14 protein-coding genes are annotated in these 14,875 nt (G+C 75.2%); 4 read left to right on the forward strand and 10 right to left on the reverse strand.

Features of this window, described 5'->3' with window-relative positions; all coding sequences use genetic code 11:
* Positions 1 to 252: 252 nt before the first annotated feature.
* A complete protein-coding gene (locus ACWEO5_RS09265) occupies positions 253 to 723 on the reverse strand; it encodes a PPOX class F420-dependent oxidoreductase (protein ID WP_344551779.1) in 471 nt (156 codons plus the stop codon).
* A 33-nt stretch (positions 724 to 756) separates the two neighbouring features.
* On the reverse strand, positions 757 to 1,959 hold the full coding sequence (locus tag ACWEO5_RS09270) for an MFS transporter (RefSeq protein WP_452161625.1): 1,203 nt from the start codon (positions 1,957 to 1,959) through the stop codon (positions 757 to 759).
* 55 nt (positions 1,960 to 2,014) lie between these two features.
* On the opposite strand from ACWEO5_RS09270, the gene ACWEO5_RS09275 reads away from it, so the two are divergent.
* On the forward strand, positions 2,015 to 2,842 hold the full coding sequence (locus tag ACWEO5_RS09275) for an AraC family transcriptional regulator (RefSeq protein ID WP_452161627.1): 828 nt from the start codon (positions 2,015 to 2,017) through the stop codon (positions 2,840 to 2,842).
* Positions 2,843 to 2,849: 7 nt separating this feature from the next.
* On the opposite strand, the gene ACWEO5_RS09280 is transcribed toward ACWEO5_RS09275, so the two are convergent.
* Both ACWEO5_RS09280 and ACWEO5_RS09285 read right to left on the reverse strand, forming a co-directional pair.
* Complete coding sequence (locus ACWEO5_RS09280) at positions 2,850 to 3,149, reverse strand: hypothetical protein (protein ID WP_452161629.1); 300 nt, start codon at positions 3,147 to 3,149, stop codon at positions 2,850 to 2,852.
* A 216-nt stretch (positions 3,150 to 3,365) separates the two neighbouring features.
* Positions 3,366 to 4,106: a FadR/GntR family transcriptional regulator gene (locus ACWEO5_RS09285; protein WP_452161631.1), complete on the reverse strand. Its 741-nt coding sequence runs from the start codon at positions 4,104 to 4,106 to the stop codon at positions 3,366 to 3,368.
* 197 nt (positions 4,107 to 4,303) lie between these two features.
* Between ACWEO5_RS09285 and ACWEO5_RS09290 the strand changes: the two genes are divergently transcribed.
* A complete protein-coding gene (locus ACWEO5_RS09290; protein WP_452161633.1) occupies positions 4,304 to 4,828 on the forward strand; it encodes a gluconokinase in 525 nt (174 codons plus the stop codon).
* Between the two features lie 78 nt (positions 4,829 to 4,906).
* Positions 4,907 to 6,307, forward strand: a complete 1,401-nt coding sequence (locus ACWEO5_RS09295; RefSeq protein ID WP_452161635.1) for a GntT/GntP/DsdX family permease — start codon at positions 4,907 to 4,909, stop codon at positions 6,305 to 6,307.
* A gap of 74 nt (positions 6,308 to 6,381) precedes the next feature.
* Here ACWEO5_RS09295 and ACWEO5_RS09300 read toward each other — a convergent pair whose 3' ends face one another.
* The 6 genes from ACWEO5_RS09300 to ACWEO5_RS09325 form a co-directional block, all read right to left on the reverse strand.
* On the reverse strand, positions 6,382 to 7,986 hold the full coding sequence (locus ACWEO5_RS09300; RefSeq protein WP_452161637.1) for a glycerol-3-phosphate dehydrogenase/oxidase: 1,605 nt from the start codon (positions 7,984 to 7,986) through the stop codon (positions 6,382 to 6,384).
* A 73-nt stretch (positions 7,987 to 8,059) separates the two neighbouring features.
* Complete coding sequence (glpK, locus tag ACWEO5_RS09305) at positions 8,060 to 9,580, reverse strand: glycerol kinase GlpK (RefSeq protein WP_452161639.1); 1,521 nt, start codon at positions 9,578 to 9,580, stop codon at positions 8,060 to 8,062.
* 204 nt (positions 9,581 to 9,784) lie between these two features.
* Positions 9,785 to 10,552 carry an IclR family transcriptional regulator gene (locus tag ACWEO5_RS09310; protein WP_285738956.1) on the reverse strand — a complete coding sequence of 256 codons (768 nt, stop codon included), beginning with the start codon at positions 10,550 to 10,552 and terminating at the stop codon, positions 9,785 to 9,787.
* 348 nt (positions 10,553 to 10,900) lie between these two features.
* Positions 10,901 to 12,127, reverse strand: coding sequence for a serpin family protein (locus tag ACWEO5_RS09315; RefSeq protein ID WP_452161641.1), 1,227 nt, complete (start codon positions 12,125 to 12,127; stop codon positions 10,901 to 10,903).
* 34 nt (positions 12,128 to 12,161) lie between these two features.
* Complete coding sequence (gene mmuM / locus ACWEO5_RS09320; RefSeq protein ID WP_452161643.1) at positions 12,162 to 13,151, reverse strand: homocysteine S-methyltransferase; 990 nt, start codon at positions 13,149 to 13,151, stop codon at positions 12,162 to 12,164.
* A gap of 159 nt (positions 13,152 to 13,310) precedes the next feature.
* A complete protein-coding gene (locus tag ACWEO5_RS09325; protein WP_452161645.1) occupies positions 13,311 to 13,805 on the reverse strand; it encodes a carboxymuconolactone decarboxylase family protein in 495 nt (164 codons plus the stop codon).
* Between the two features lie 345 nt (positions 13,806 to 14,150).
* Here ACWEO5_RS09325 and ACWEO5_RS09330 point away from each other — a divergent pair, with 345 nt between their 5' ends.
* Positions 14,151 to 14,690, forward strand: a complete 540-nt coding sequence (locus tag ACWEO5_RS09330) for an EF-hand domain-containing protein (protein WP_452161647.1) — start codon at positions 14,151 to 14,153, stop codon at positions 14,688 to 14,690.
* The last annotated feature ends 185 nt before the right edge of the window (positions 14,691 to 14,875 follow it).

The following is a 14,875-nucleotide window of genomic DNA, read 5'->3' on the forward strand; positions in this document are numbered from 1 at the left end:
TAAACACCTGGCATGCGCGGATGGCTACGGAGCGGCCTGTGACCTCTCTCGCAGTGGCCGGAATCGTCCGCATCGTGAGACGTCGGCGTCCAGGTCGGCCCCCGGCGGCCGGGTCGGGAGCGGGCCCCGCGCGGAGCGGCCGGAAGTCCGAATGGTGGACGATCGGGTTCCGGATGGTGGCGGAGACGCCGCCGGCCCGGACACCGTGGGTGTCCGGGCCGGTCGTCGGCGGCCGTGCGGGGGCGCCTGCGGCTACTGCTCGGGCGCCAGCCGGGCCGGGAATCCGCCGGTGGCGATCGGACCCCAGCGGCGCGGGGTGATCCGGATCAGCGACTTGCCCTGGCGGCGCATCGCCTCCCGGTACTCGTCCCAGTCCGGGTGCTCGCCCGCGATGGTGCGGAAGTACTCCACCAGCGGCTCCAGCGCCTCCGGCAGGTCCAGCACCTCGGCCTCGCCGTCGACCTGCACCCAGGGGCCGTCCCACTCGTCGGAGAGCACCAGCACGCTCACCGCGGCGTCCCGCCTGGCGTTGCGGGTCTTCGCCCGCTCGGGGTAGGTGGAGACGACGATCCGGCCGTCGTCGTCCACCCCGCAGGTCAGCGGGGACGCCTGCGGGGTGCCGTCGGCGCGGCGGGTGATCAGCAGGGCACGGTGGCGGGGGCGGACGAACTCCAGCAGCTCGTCCAGCCCGACCCGGGTGTTGGTGGCGATCGAAGGGCTCATGCCGCCCAGCCTAGGGCCGCGTCCGACCCGGCCCTACGAGGCGGCGGCGCCGACCGGTTCGGGTTCCGCGTCCGCGTCGTCCGCGTCCTTCCAGCGGCCCGGTTCGACCATGAACGCGCCCAGCGCGACGCCCAGCAGCGGGATCGCCGGCAGCAGCCACATCACGCCCTGCGGGCCGTGCCGCTGGGCGACCAGGCCGAACAGCGGGGCGATCAGGCCGCCGACGCTGACCGCCAGGCCGAGGGTGACGCCGGCCGCGGTGCCGGGGCGGTTGGGCAGGTAGTCCTGGCCCAGCTTGACCAGGACGGCGAACGGCAGGTTCAGCGCCGCGCCCGCCAGCACGGCGAACAGCAGCGGCGCCCACGCGCCCGGCGTCACCCGCAGCAGCACCAGCATCGGGACGGTCAGCGCGGTGCCCCACTGCGCGGTGCGCACCATGCCGATCCGGTCGGCCAGCCGCCCGCCGCCCAGGGTGCCCGCGACGCCGCCGAGCAGGAAGCAGGTCAGCGCCGCCCCGGCCAGCAGGTGGGAGGCGTGCAACTGCCGCAGCCAGTACAGCTCGATGAAGGTGCTGACGCCGAAGAACACCACCGAGCGGACCACCTCCACCCCGGTCAGCACCAGGAACGGCCGCCAGCGGTCCCTCCCGGCCCGCTTCGCCCGGCCCGCGGCGTGCGGACGGGTCCGGTGCCGGGCCCGGAACAGCACCGCCGCCATCACCAGCGCGGGCAGCACGAACACCGCCGTCGCCCGCACGCCCCACGCCGACAGCAGCGGCGTGGCCAGCACCGGCGCCAGGAAGAACCCGACGCTGCCGCCCGCCGCGAAGACGCTCATCGCACTGGTGGAGTCGCCCGCCGCCTCCCGGGCCGCCCGCCCCGCCGCCGGGTGGAAGGCCGCCACCCCGAGGCCGGAGAGCAGCACCAGCAGCCACACCAGCGCGTACCCGTCGGCCAGCCCGCTCAGCCCCGCGCCCAGCCCGGCCAGCGCCAGCCCCGCCGCCGACAGCCAGGGCAGCGGACGCCGGTCCACCAGCAGGCCGACCAGCGGCTGCGGGACCGCGCTGCCCAGCGTCGCCGCCAGGGTCAGCCCGCCCGCCGCCACGTACCCGTACCCGCGCTCCAGCACGAAGTACGGCACCACCGCCGGGATCAGGCCCTGGTACAGGTCGTCCACGGCGTGCGCCGCGCCCCACATCCGCATCCGGCGCCACACGCCGGGCAGTTCGCTCGTCATGCGCACCAGACTGGCGGCCGGGCCGGGGCGCGGGCTTCCGGTACTCTGCCAATCCATGTCGCCAACCCGCCAACCCGCCGAGGACGGCCCGGCGCACCCCGGGGCCGGCCCGTCGAGCGCCGCGCGGCCCGGGGCCGGTCCGTCGAGCGCCGCGCACCAGAAGGAGACCGGCCCCAGCCGGCACCCGCTGGCGCACCGGGAACGGATCGACTGGCACTGGCACGACGTCAACCAGCTGATCACCCCCGGCCTGGGCGTGCTGGAGGTGAGCACCCCGCACGGCCGCTGGGTCGTCCCGCCGCACCGCGCGGTGTGGCTGCCCGCCGGGGTCCCGCACACCCACCGGGCGCACGGGCTCAGCGAGTTGCGCTGCCTGGTCTACCCGGCCGGCACCGACCCGCTGCACCTCACCGCGCCCGCCGTCCTGGCCGCCACCCCGCTGCTGCGCGAGATCATCGCCCACCTGACCGGCCCCGGCGCCCCCGTCGGACGCCCCGCCCGGACCCTCGAACAGGCCGCCCTGGACCAGCTCGCGCACGCCCCCGAACTCCCGCTCGGCCTCCCGCGCCCCACCGATCCCCGGCTGCGCGACCTGGCCGACCTGCTGGCCGCCGACCCCGCCGACGACCGCTCGCTGGCCGAACTCGGCCGCGCCGTCGGCGCCGCCGAACGCACCCTCAGCCGGCTCTTCCGGGCCGAACTCGGCCTCGGCTTCCCGCAGTGGCGCACCCAACTGCGCCTCCAGCACGCCCTGGTGCTGCTCGCCCGGGGCCGCTCGGTCACCGCCACCGCCGCCGCCTGCGGCTTCCGCTCGCCGAGCGCGTTCATCGAGGCGTTCCGGCACGCCTTCGGCACCACCCCGGGCCGCTACCAGCAGGGCTGACCGGGCCTCAGCGGTGCCGCCGGCCGCTCCCGTGCTCGCGCGAACCCTCCAGCGGGGCGGCCGAGTTGGGGGTGCGACGGCGGGAGGAGGCGACCTGCCGGGAGACCACCACGTCGATCAGGCACCAGGCGAGCAGGAAGACCCCCAGCGCCATCAGCGCCAGCGCCGGCGTCAGCAGGCCGGTGTGCGCCCAGGAGGCGAACAGCGCCACCACGAAGGTGAACACCGTGAAGGCGAACGCCATGCCCGCCCGGACGGCGGCCGCCCGGACCTCGTCCGGCAACCGCCCGCGCCGACGACCGGCCATCGCCAACCCCCTGTCGGTCCTGCGCCCCTGCGGGCGCACCAAGACCAGCCCTGCCCCGTCCGGGGGAGGCTATGCCGCCGGGAGGGCCGATCCAGCCGACCGTGGGCGTGTCGTGCCGGCGGTTCCCCCCGGCTCCCCGCTCCGACTCCCCGCCCCCGACTCCCCGTCAGGATCGTAACCGGGGCCGCAAGACCCCGTCCGGCCGGTCCCGTCGGCTCAGCGCGCGGCGTCCGGGGCGGCGTCCGGGGTGGCCTCTGGGGCGGCGTCCAGGGTGGCGTCCAGCTCCTCCAGCGCGCCGACCACGATGGTCCGCATCGCCCGCTCCGCCAGCTCCGGATCGCCCGCGCAGATCGCCTGCGCCACGTCCCGGTGCAACTGGACGGCGTACTCGCGCGGCCGGTGCGGCATCAGCCGGTGCTCGGTGCGGCCGGTGAGGACCGCGCCCACGGTGTCCTTCAGGTGCGCGAACATCTCGTTGCCGGACGCCCGCAGCACCGCCGCGTGGAAGGCGATGTCGTGCGCGAGGAAGGCGTCCAGGTCCGCGGCCCGGGCGGTGACGGTCAGTTCGACGGCCAGCGCGCTCAACTCCCGCCGGTCGTCGTCCCCCGCGCACCGGGCCGCCAGCGCCGCCGCCGCGGGCTCCACCGCGACCCGCAGCGACCCCAGCGAACGCAGTTGCGCGGAGCGGTCCGCCCCGGCCAGCCGCCAGCGGATCACCAGCGGATCGAACACGTCCCAGTCGGCCTTCGGTCGGACGGTGATGCCGACCCGCCGCCGCGGCTCGACCATCCGCATCGACTCCAGGATCCGCACCGCCTCCCGCACCACCGTGCGGGACACCCCGTGCCGCTGCTCCAACTCCTCGGCGCGCAGCACCGTGCCCTCCGGCAGCTCGCCGGAGGCGATGGCCGGGCCGAGTTCGGCGAGCAGGCGGCCGGGCAAGCCCTGGATCTCCATCCGGCCAGCTTATCGGCGCGATCACCGGGAAGACGGCCCCCGTTCCGCGCCCCTCCGATCCGCTCCGCGGCGGTCCGCACCCCCTCCCACCAGCTCGGATCCCAAAAAGTATGACGATTGGGTTTCGGCCGCTTGAATAAGTCATACCTTTGCGTCAAGGTTGCCCTCGCAAGCAGGCAAGGACAGGAGCACCACCCATGGCTCTCAGTGCCGAGAACCAGCAGCCCCCCGCCGTCGTGGTGATGGGCGTCTCCGGGGTCGGGAAGACCACCGTCGCCCGGCTGCTCGCCGAGCGCCTCGGACTTCCGTACGCCGAGGCCGACGACTTCCACCCCGCCGCCAACATCGCCAAGATGAGCGCCGGGACCCCGCTGGACGACCAGGACCGGCAGCCCTGGCTGCGCGCCCTCGGCGGCTGGCTGGGCGAGCGGGTCGCGGCCGGCAGCGGGGGAGTGGTCACCTGCTCCGCGCTCAAGCGGAGCTACCGGGACGTGCTGCGCGCCGCCTGCCCGGACGCGTTCTTCCTGCACCTGTCCGGCGGCCACGACCTGGTCGGCGACCGGCTCGCGCACCGCACCGGCCACTTCATGCCGCCCTCGCTGCTGGACTCCCAGTACGCCGCGCTCGAACCGCTGCAGGCGGACGAGAACGGCACCGTGCTGGACGTCGACGCCGACCCCGACACCCTGGTCGAGCGCGCCGTCGCCGCCCTGGCCCGCTGAAACCCCGCACCCCCACGTCACACCCCACGTCACACCCCGCCACCGACCGTCCGACAGCCGGACGGTGGCGGCCCGTCAATGGAGACCTCCGTGACCCCCACCCTGCTGGCGGCCGACGCACCGGCGCTGCCGCACACCGCGAGCAACGGTCAGCTGCTGCTCGCCGTGCTGCTCGCCATCGGCGCGATCGTGCTGCTGATCACCAAGCTCAAGCTGCACCCGTTCCTGGCCCTCACGCTCGGCTCCGGGCTGCTGGCGGCCGTCGCCGGGGCGCCCTTCGACAAGCTGCTGGCCAGCTTCTCCACCGGTTTCGGCGCCACCGTCGCCTCGGTCGGCCTGCTGATCGGCCTGGGCGCGATGCTCGGCAAGCTGCTCGCCGACTCCGGCGGCGCCAACACCATCGCGGACACCGTGCTGGCCCGCACCGGCCCCAAGCTGCTGCCCTGGGCGATGGCGCTGATCGCCGCCGTGCTCGGCCTGCCGCTGTTCTTCGAGGTCGGCGTGGTGCTGCTGGTGCCGATCGTGCTGCTGGTGGCCCGGCGCGGCAACGCCCCGCTGATCGGGATCGGCATCCCCGCGCTGGCCGGCCTCTCGGTGCTGCACGGCCTCGTCCCGCCGCACCCGGGCCCGCTGGTCGCCGTCGACGCCCTGCACGCCGACCTGGGCGTGACCCTGGCGCTCGGCCTGCTGATCGCCGTCCCGACCCTGATCGTGGCCGGTCCGCTGTTCGGCCGCCTCGCCCAGCGCTGGGTCGGCCCGCTCGAACTGCCCGCCGAGACCGAGCCGGTCGAAACCGTCGCGCGGGAGCGGACGCCGAAGTTCGCCGCGGTGCTGGCCACCATCCTGCTGCCGGTCGTGCTGATGCTCGGCAAGGCGCTCACCGACGTGGTGGTCGACGACCCGAAGTCCACCGTCCAGCGGCTCTTCGACTTCATCGGCTCGCCGCTGATCGCGCTGCTCGCCGCCACCCTGCTCGGCATGCTCACCCTGGGCCGGGCGGCCGGCTTCGACAAGGGGAGGATCTCCGAGACGGTCGGCTCGGCGCTCGGCCCGATCGCCGGGATCGTGTTCATCGTCGGCGCGGGCGGCGGCTTCAAGCAGACCCTGATCGACGTCGGCGTCGGCCAGGCGGTCAGCGAGTGGTCCGGCAAGTGGCACGTCTCCGCGCTGCTGCTCGGCTGGCTGATCGCGGTGCTGATCCGGCTCGCCACCGGCTCGGCGACGGTCGCCACCATCACCGCCGCGGGCATCGTCGGCCCGCTGGCCGCCGACATGTCGACCAGCCACGCCGCGCTGCTGGTGCTGGCGATCGGCGCCGGGTCGCTGTTCCTGTCGCACGTCAACGACGCCGGTTTCTGGCTGGTGAAGGAGTACTTCGGGATGAGCGTCGGGCAGACGCTGAAGTCCTGGTCGGTGATGGAGACGATCATTTCGGTGGTCGCCATCGCGCTGATCCTGCCGCTCAGCCTGATCATCTGACGACCGGCGACCCCCGCAAGACCGCGACGCCCTCCGGAACTCCCGCTTCTCCCGGAGGGCGTCGCCCTGTCCGCTCAGCCCCGCAGCAACTCCGCGGTGCGCTTGCGCACGTCCTCCCCGTCCAGCCCGCGCACCGTCAGCGTGGTGCGCCGCCGCAGCACGTCGTCCACCGTGTACGCCCACTCCTGCTCGGCCGCGTACACCACCTGCGCCCACACGTCCGGCCCGTCCGGGTGGATCCGCTCGCCCAGCTCGGGGCGCTCGTCGATCAGCCGCGCCACCTGGTAGGACAGCGTGCCGTAGTGGGTGGCCAGGTTGCGGGCCACCAGCGGGTCCAGCCGGCTGCCCGGCTCGCGGTCGGTCAGCAGCCGGCGGGCCACCGCCTGCGGCGAGCCGATCCCCGGCAGCGGGACGGTCGGCGGGATCGGCGAGACGTCCTCGGCCAGGCCCGCGCCCGGGGCGTGCTTGAGCCTCTCCAGCACCACCCGGCCGATGTGCCGGTACGTCGTCCACTTGCCGCCCGCGACCGACAGCATCCCGGCCCGGCCCTCGGTCACCACCGTCTCCCGCTTGGCCGCCGCCGTCCCCCCCGGCCCGCCCGGCAGCACCCGCAGGCCCGCGAAGGCGTACGTGATGTCCTCCCGGCGCAGGTGCTCGCCGCGCACCGCGTGCCCGGCCTCGGCCAGGATCTGGTCGACGTCCGCCTCGGTGGCCCGCACCTCCAGCGGGTCGCCGGCGTACTCCTCGTCGGTGGTGCCGAGCAGGACGTGGTCCTCCCACGGGATCGCGAACGACACCCGGTAGTGGTCGATCGGGATGGTCAGCGCCGCCCGCCACGGCGCCTGCCGGCGCAGCACCACGTGCGCGCCCTTGGACAGCCGGATCGACGGCGCCGCGCCCGCGTGCTCCATCCGCCGCAGGCGGTCCACCCACGGACCGGTGGCGTTCAGCACCAGCCGGGCGTCCACCCCGAACTCGGTGCCGTCCAGGGCGTCGCGCACCTCCGCGCCGGTGACCCGGCCGCGGGTGAAACGCAGCCCCGTCACCTCGGCGTGGTTGAGCGCCACCGCGCCCGCGTCCACCGCCGCCCGCACCGTCATCACGGCCATCCGGGCGTCGTTCATCTGGTGGTCCCCGTACACCGCGACCCGCCGCAGCCCCTCGGTGCGCAGCCCCGGCACGGCGCGCGCCGCCACCGACGGGGAGACCACCCGGCCCAGGCCGTCGCGGAACGCTGACAGCGCCGAGTACAGGAACACCCCCGCGCCGAGCTTCGGCGCCGAGTGCGGGCCGCCCTCGTACACCGGCACGAAGAAGGTCAGCGGGCTGACCAGGTGCGGGGCCACGTCGGTGGCCAGCGCCCGGCGCTCCTTGTGGTTCTCCGCGACCAGCCGCACCGCGCCGGTCTGCAGGTAGCGCAGCCCGCCGTGCACCAGCTTGGACGAGGCCGAGGAGGTGGCGCCCGCGAAGTCCCCGGCCTCCACCATGGCCACCTTCAGCCCGGCCTGGGCGGCGGTCCACGCGGTGGCGGTGCCCAGGATGCCGCCGCCGATCACCAGCAGGTCGTAGCGGGCCCGGCCGAGCAGCTCGCGGGTGGCCGCGCGGGGGGCGAGGCGGCCCGAGGTGCGCTCGGCGCCCAGGGTCGGGACGGGGGCCACGGGGTGAGGGGTGGTTGCCATGGTGTGTGGTGGGCGGCCCGGTGTGCGGCCGGTCCGCTGCTCCTTCCGATCGGTGGGTCCTGACGGGCCTGGCTCAGAGCTCCGACTGCTCGTCCTGGTCGATCCAGCCCATGGTGCGCTCCACGGCCTTCAACCAGTTGCGGTGCTCGCGCTCGCGCGTGTCGGCGGCCATCTTCGGCGTCCACTCGGCGGCCCGGTGCCAGTTCGCCCGCAGCGTCTCCTGGCCGTCCCAGAAGCCGACCGCCAGCCCCGCCGCGTAGGCCGCGCCCAGCGCGGTGGTCTCGGCGACGTACGGGCGCTCGACCGGGACGTCCAGCACGTCCGCGACGCACTGCATCAGCAGGTTGTTGGAGGTCATCCCGCCGTCCACCTTCAACGCGGTCAGCGTGACGCCGGAGTCCTTCTGCATCGCGTCCACCACCTCCCGGGTCTGCCAGGCCGTCGCCTCCAGCACCGCCCGGGCCAGGTGCCCCTTGGTGACGTACCTGGTCAGCCCGGTGATCACGCCGCGCGCGTCGGAGCGCCAGTACGGGGCGAACAGGCCGGAGAACGCGGGCACCACGTAAGCGCCGCCGTTGTCCTCGACGGTGCCCGCCAGGGTCTCGACCTCGGCGGCCGTCGAGATGATCCCGAGCTGGTCGCGCAGCCACTGGACCAGCGAACCGGTCACCGCGATCGACCCCTCCAGGGCGTACACCGGCGGCTGCTCGCCGATCCGGAATCCGACCGTGGTGAGCAGCCCGTGGTACGAGTGGACGACCCTCCCGCCGGTGTTCAGCAGCAGGAAGGTGCCGGTGCCGTACGTCGACTTGGCCTCGCCCTCGGCGAAGCAGGTCTGGCCGAACAGCGCCGCCTGCTGGTCGCCGAGCGCCGCCGCGACCGGCACGCCCGCCAGGTCGCCGACCGCCTCGCCGTACACCTCGGCGGAGGAGCGGATCTCCGGCAGCATCGCCAGCGGGACGCCGATCGACTCGGCGATCCGCTCGTCCCACTCCAGGGTGTGCAGGTTCATCAGCAGGGTGCGGGAGGCGTTGGTGACGTCGGTGACGTGCCGGCCGCCGTTCACGCCGCCGGTCAGGTTCCAGATCAGCCAGCTGTCCATCGTCCCGAACAGCACGTCCCCGGCCTCGGCGCGCTCGCGCAGCCCCTCGACGTGGTCCAGCAGCCAGCGGACCTTCGGCCCGGCGAAGTAGCTGGCCAGCGGCAGGCCGGTCTCCCGGCGGAACCGGTCCTGGCCGACGTTGCGGCCCAGCTCGCGGCAGAGCGCCTCGGTGCGGGTGTCCTGCCAGACGATCGCGTTGTGCACCGGCACGCCGGTGTGCCGGTCCCACAGCACCGTGGTCTCGCGCTGGTTGGTGATGCCCACCGCCCTGACGTCCGCCGCGGTCAGCCCGGCCCGCTCCAGCGCGCCGCGCACCACCGAGCGCACCCTGGTCCAGATCTCCGCCGCGTCGTGCTCCACCCAGCCGGGCTGCGGGAAGACCTGCGAGTGCTCCTGCTGCTCGACGGCGACGATCCGGCCGTCCGCGTCGAACAGGATGCACCGGCTGGACGTGGTGCCCTGGTCGATCGCGGCGATGTGACTGGCAGACATGCGGTACCTCGGCTCGTGGGCGGCAACGGGGCGGGGGTGACCATTCGTCAGTCCCCGCACGCGCGGGTCCGGCAAACCAGGCGGAGCGGTTCACCCGGGGCGGCCGGACGATGTTCGACAATGTCGAACGGCCTTCGGCAGCCAACCGCAGTCGGACGCCCGCCGTCAAGGAGGTGTGACGCAGTCCGCTCACCCCCGCGGGGCTCAGAACCGGTGCGCGCCCAGGTCCCGGGAGATCGCCCGGGCCGCCGTCCGCACCGAGGCCACCAGCGCCGGGCGCACCGCGCCGTCCGGACCGCACACCGTCTCCACCGCGCCCGACACGCACACCGCGCCCACCGGGTTGCGCCGCCGGTCCTGGATCAGCGCCGCCACCGAGGCCACCCCCTCCCAGGTCTCCTCCACCGCGTCCGCCCAGCCGCGCTCGCGCACCAGCGCGCACTGCGCGTCCAGCGCGGCCGGCTCGGTCACCGTCCGGGCCGTGAACGCCTCCCACGGACCGTCGCCCAACTCGCCGCGCGCCACCGGGTCGTACGCCAGCAGCACCTTGCCCAGCGCGGTCGCGTGCAGCGGCTGCATCGACCCGACCTCCAGCACCTGCCGGGAGTCGTCCGGCCGGAACACGTGGTGCACCACCAGCACCCCCCGCTGGTGCAGCACCCCCAGGTACACCGTCTCCCCGGCCGCCCGGGCCAGGTCGTCCGCCCACACCAGCGCCCGGGCCCGCAGCTCGTGCACGTCCAGGTAGCTCTGGCCCAGCCGCAGCAGCTCCGCGCCCAACTGGTACTTGCCGCTCTCCGGGTCCTGCTCGACGAAGCCCTCCTGCTGCAGCGTGCGCAGGATCCCGTGCGCGGTGCCCTTCGCCAGCCCCAGCCCCGTCGCCACCTCCGACAGGCCGAGCCGACGCTCCCCGCCCGCCAGCAGGCGCAGGATCGCGGCCGCCCGCGACAGCGACTGGATCGCACCGGGCACCCGCCACCTCCACTGAACACCGGTCGACCCTGCCGACCACCATGCCGAGAACGGGACGACGCGCCCTCGAAGACCGTACTACCCGGCCGCCCCGTCCCGCCCCCTCCCGTCCCCCGGGCCGCGCCGACCACGCGCCCGGTGGCGCAGCACCACCGGTGGCGGGTCCGCCGCCAGGTCCGCCCGGAACTCCGCGCCGAACGCCGCCGGCCCCTCCGACCGGCCCCTCCGACCGGCCCCTCCGACCGACACCTCCCGCGGCACCCGCTCCGGCCCGCGGCACCCGCTCCGGCCCGCGGCACCCGGCCGGCCGCCGGTCTCGGGCCGGGACGTTCTCGGGCCCGGACATTCTCAGGCCGGGGCGGGCTCCGCCACCCAGCCCGCGACCAGGGCCAGGCCGGTCGGACGGTGCACCGCGAGGAAGGCGAACGGGCGGTCGAAGCGGGCCGTCGCCCGGCGCGAGCGGAAGCGGGAGGGGCCGCCCCCCACCATGCCCCGGGTCATCTCCACCACGGTGACCGCGCTCGCCTCGAAGCCCGCCGCGGAGAACTCCGCCACCGCGGCCTGCTTGGCCCCGCCGACCCGCAGCGGGGTGCTCCGGCTGATCCCCGGGAAGTGGCTGCCCGGCCCGGCGGCCGTACCGAGGCCGAACAGCCCGGCGTGCGCCAGCAGGTCGTGCTCCGACCCCACCCGGAAGGCCACCGTCTCCAGCACGCCCGAGTTCCGCGGTGCCGGGGAGTCCACCGACTCCAGCTCCAGCCCCGGCCACGCCGCCCCGTCCGACAGGCCCGCCACCGGCGTCCGCCGGGCCGCGCCCGACAGCAGCTCGAACCCGGCCGCCACCACCGCGCCCGGCCCGGCCGCCTCCGCGCCGAGCACCAGGTGCACGTCCACCTCGCCCTCGCCCACCACCCGGACCTCCGTCACCGGGCCCGCCGAGGTCTCCGCCACCGCGATCCGCTCGTACAGCTCCGGGCCCGACGCCGTCAGCCGGGTGAACCGTCGCCAGGCCCACGGGCCCCGGTCGGTCCCGGCGCGGGCCGGCCGGAACGGCTTCGCCCACGCGGTGCGCACCGTCAGCGCCGAGGCCAGCACCAGCAGCGCCCCGGACAGCTCCACCGGCATCTGCTCGACCAGGCCGCCGGTCCGCTCCCGCACCCAACCGTCCAGTGCCGCCCGGTCCTTGGCCTCGTCGCCGGTCAACTTCCCCCACATCGAGGCGTCCAGCCGCTCCAGCCAGCCGGGCTCCACCTCGACCCCGTTCGCCGTCCACAGCCCCAACGCCGCCGTACAACCCGGCACTTCGCCCACCCGTGCCAGCAACTCCCGTGCCACTGAAGGGGCCTGTTCGGCCGGGAGGCCCAGCGCGCCGGCCAGTTCGTCGCGGGCCGGACCGTGCGCGCCCGCCGCCAGCAGCGCCAGCAGCGGCCACACCCCGAGCGCCGTCCAGACCTGGCCGGCCGTGCAGTCCAACTCCCGGCCCCAGCGCGCCCCCAGTGCGTTCACCCGCTCGACCGCCACCACGTCCACCGTCGTCCCGTCCCTTTCTGCCGCTGCCTGCGCCGTCCGGCCCGCCATCAGTACCAGACCGGCCGGACGGCGCCCCACCCGATTACCCGCCGGGCCGCTCGTCGGGGCCCGCGTCGGGGCTCCCGTCGACGCCCGCCGTCGCGTGCTCGGCGATCGCCGCGATCGCCGCCGGGCCGACCCGGCAGCAGCCGCCGACCAGCCGGGCCCCGGCCGCCACCCAGGACGCCGCCCGTACGGGGTCGAACGCCGCCGGGCCCGTCCAGCGCCGGGCCGCCGCGTCCCAGCCCTCCCCGCTGTTGGGGTAGGCCACCGCGGGCAGGCCGGTCACCTCCACCGCCAGTGCCACCGCGGCCTCCACCTCCTGCGGCGCACAGCAGTTGACGCCCACCGCCACCGCCTCCGGAACCTCCGACACCAGCGCGAACACCTCCGACAGCGGCTCCCCGCCCCGGGTCCGCCCGTCCGCCGCGCCGAACGAGAACCACACCGGCACCCCCAACCCCCGTACGCACTCCGCCAGTACGGCCGCCTCCAGCAGGTCGGGCACGGTCTCCACCGCCAGCACGTCCGGCCCGGCCGCCGCCAGCACCTCCAGCCGGGGCCGGTGGAACGCCGTCAACTCGGCGGCCGACAGCCCGTAGTGGCCCCGGTACTCCGAACCGTCCGCCCGCACCGCCCCGTACGGACCCACCGACGCAGCCACCCAGCGCGGACGGCCGTCGCCCAGCTCCGCCGCCACCTCCTCGGCGGCCAACCGGGCCACCTCCACGCTCAGCGCCAGCAGCCGGTCCGTCTTCGCCGCGTCCACGCCCCGGCTGGCGAAACCGGTGCGGCTCGCCTGGTAACTCGCCGTGGTCGCCACCTGGGCCCCCGCCAGGAAGTACGCCCGGTGCGCCGCGACCAGCTGCCGGGGTTCGTCCAGCAGCAGTCGGGCCGACCACAGCGCGTCCGACAAGTCACAGCCCTGGGAGGCCAGTTGGTTCGACAGACCGCCGTCGAGTAGCACCGGCCCGGCCGCCATCGCCGAGGCCAGCGCCGGGCCGGAGGGGGAGCCGTCGAAGTCCGTCGCCATCCCTCAAGACTGCACCCGCCACCGGCTCCCGGCGAACCGGGCGGCGGTGGCGAGCGGCGGTGGCGGGTGGTTGGTGGCGGGCAGCGGTCCGGGGTTCGGGGCGCCCGGAGGCCCGGAGGCCCGGAGGCCCGGCTCGGCGTCCCGGCGTCCCGGCGGTCTTCAGGGCGTCTCGGTCGCCACCGGGCGCGAGGTGACCGCGATCCGGTTGTAGGTGTTCACCACGGTCGCCGCCCAGGCCACGAACGCCGCCTCCGGCTCCGACAGCACCGCCTGCGCGGCCCGCCGGGCCCGGGCGCCCTCCGCCCGGTCGGTCAGCCGGGTGACCGCCTCGGCCAGTGCGAGCGCGGCCCGCTCCCGGGGCGAGAACAGCCCGGACTCCCGCCACACCACCAACTCGGCCAGCCGGTCGTCCCGTTCGCCCGCCTTGCGGGCCGAGTCCGTGTGCAGGCCGACGCAGTACACGCAGCCGTTCAGCTGCGAGCAGCGCAGCCGCACCAGCTCCAGCAGCAGCGGGTCCACCCCGGCCGTCGTCGCGGCCTCCTCCACCGCCCCGTGCAGGGCGTGCACGGCGGCGAACGCCTGCGGGCCCAGCTCGATCATCGGCAGCGGCGGGAGCGGGGGGAGGGCGGCGGGCTGGGGGAGCGTCTCGGTCATCCTCCGAGCGTAGGCGCGGCCCGGGGTCCGGCGGGGGGCGGAAACGCGCCCGGTCACCCACTCGGGAGGCCGCTCGCGAAACCGTTGACGGTGTCCCCAAATCGTGGTGCGGGACCTGTGGTTCAAGGGCCGTGCGACTGGCGGGGCGTCAACGAACCGAGCAAGTCACCCGGTTGGCCGCACGTGTGCGATCCGTCGCACAGCGTGCCGGTAGTGTGACGTTCCGTTGCCGCACCGATTGTGTGACGGCTCCTGCGAAAGCACCGCTCGTCGGGCGGCACCCACCGGCCCCGTCCCTGGGACGGCCCTCCCGCCCGCACCAGACCCACACTGGAGAATTCCGCGATGACCACTTCCGTGCAGCTCGACCGGGCCCAGAAGCGCTTCGACCTCTGGGACGTGAACGGCGACGGCCAGATCGACCGTTCCGACTGGCAGGCCGAGGCCCAGCGCATCCTGCAGGCGTTCGGCGAGGCCCCGGTCTCCCCGGCCGGCCGCCAGCTGACCGAGGCTTACCTCGGCATGTGGGGCTTCTTCGCCGACAAGGCCGGCATCGACGAGCAGGACGGCGCGCTCACCCCCGAGCAGTTCAACCACATCGCCGAGGAGCACATCCTGGAGAACGGCGGCGCCGGCTTCGGCCGGGTCGTCAAGCCGACCATCCAGGCGATGGTCGAGCTGGTCGACGTGGACGGCGACGGCCAGGTCAACCCGGCCGAGTTCAAGACCTGGCTGGACGCGATCGGCGTCTCGAACATCGAGCCCGCCGAGGCGTTCCGCCAGATCGACGCCAACGGCGACGGCCAGCTGTCCGTCGAGGAGCTGGTCCAGGCCGTGCGCGCCTACCACCTGGGCGACATCGACGTCCCGCTGCTCGGCCGCTGACCGCGCCCGGCCGCTGACGGCCGGCGAGGTGCACTGACGGCCGAAGGGCCCGGACCGGGGACGGCGCCCCCCGCTCCGGGCCCTTCCGGCCTTCCGGCCTTCCGGCCTTCCGGCCTTCCGGCCTTCCGGCCTTCCGGCCTTCCGGCCTTCCGGCCTTCCGGCCTTCCGGCCTTCCGGCCTTCCGC

The sequence above is a fragment of the Kitasatospora sp. NPDC004272 genome (assembly GCF_053603035.1).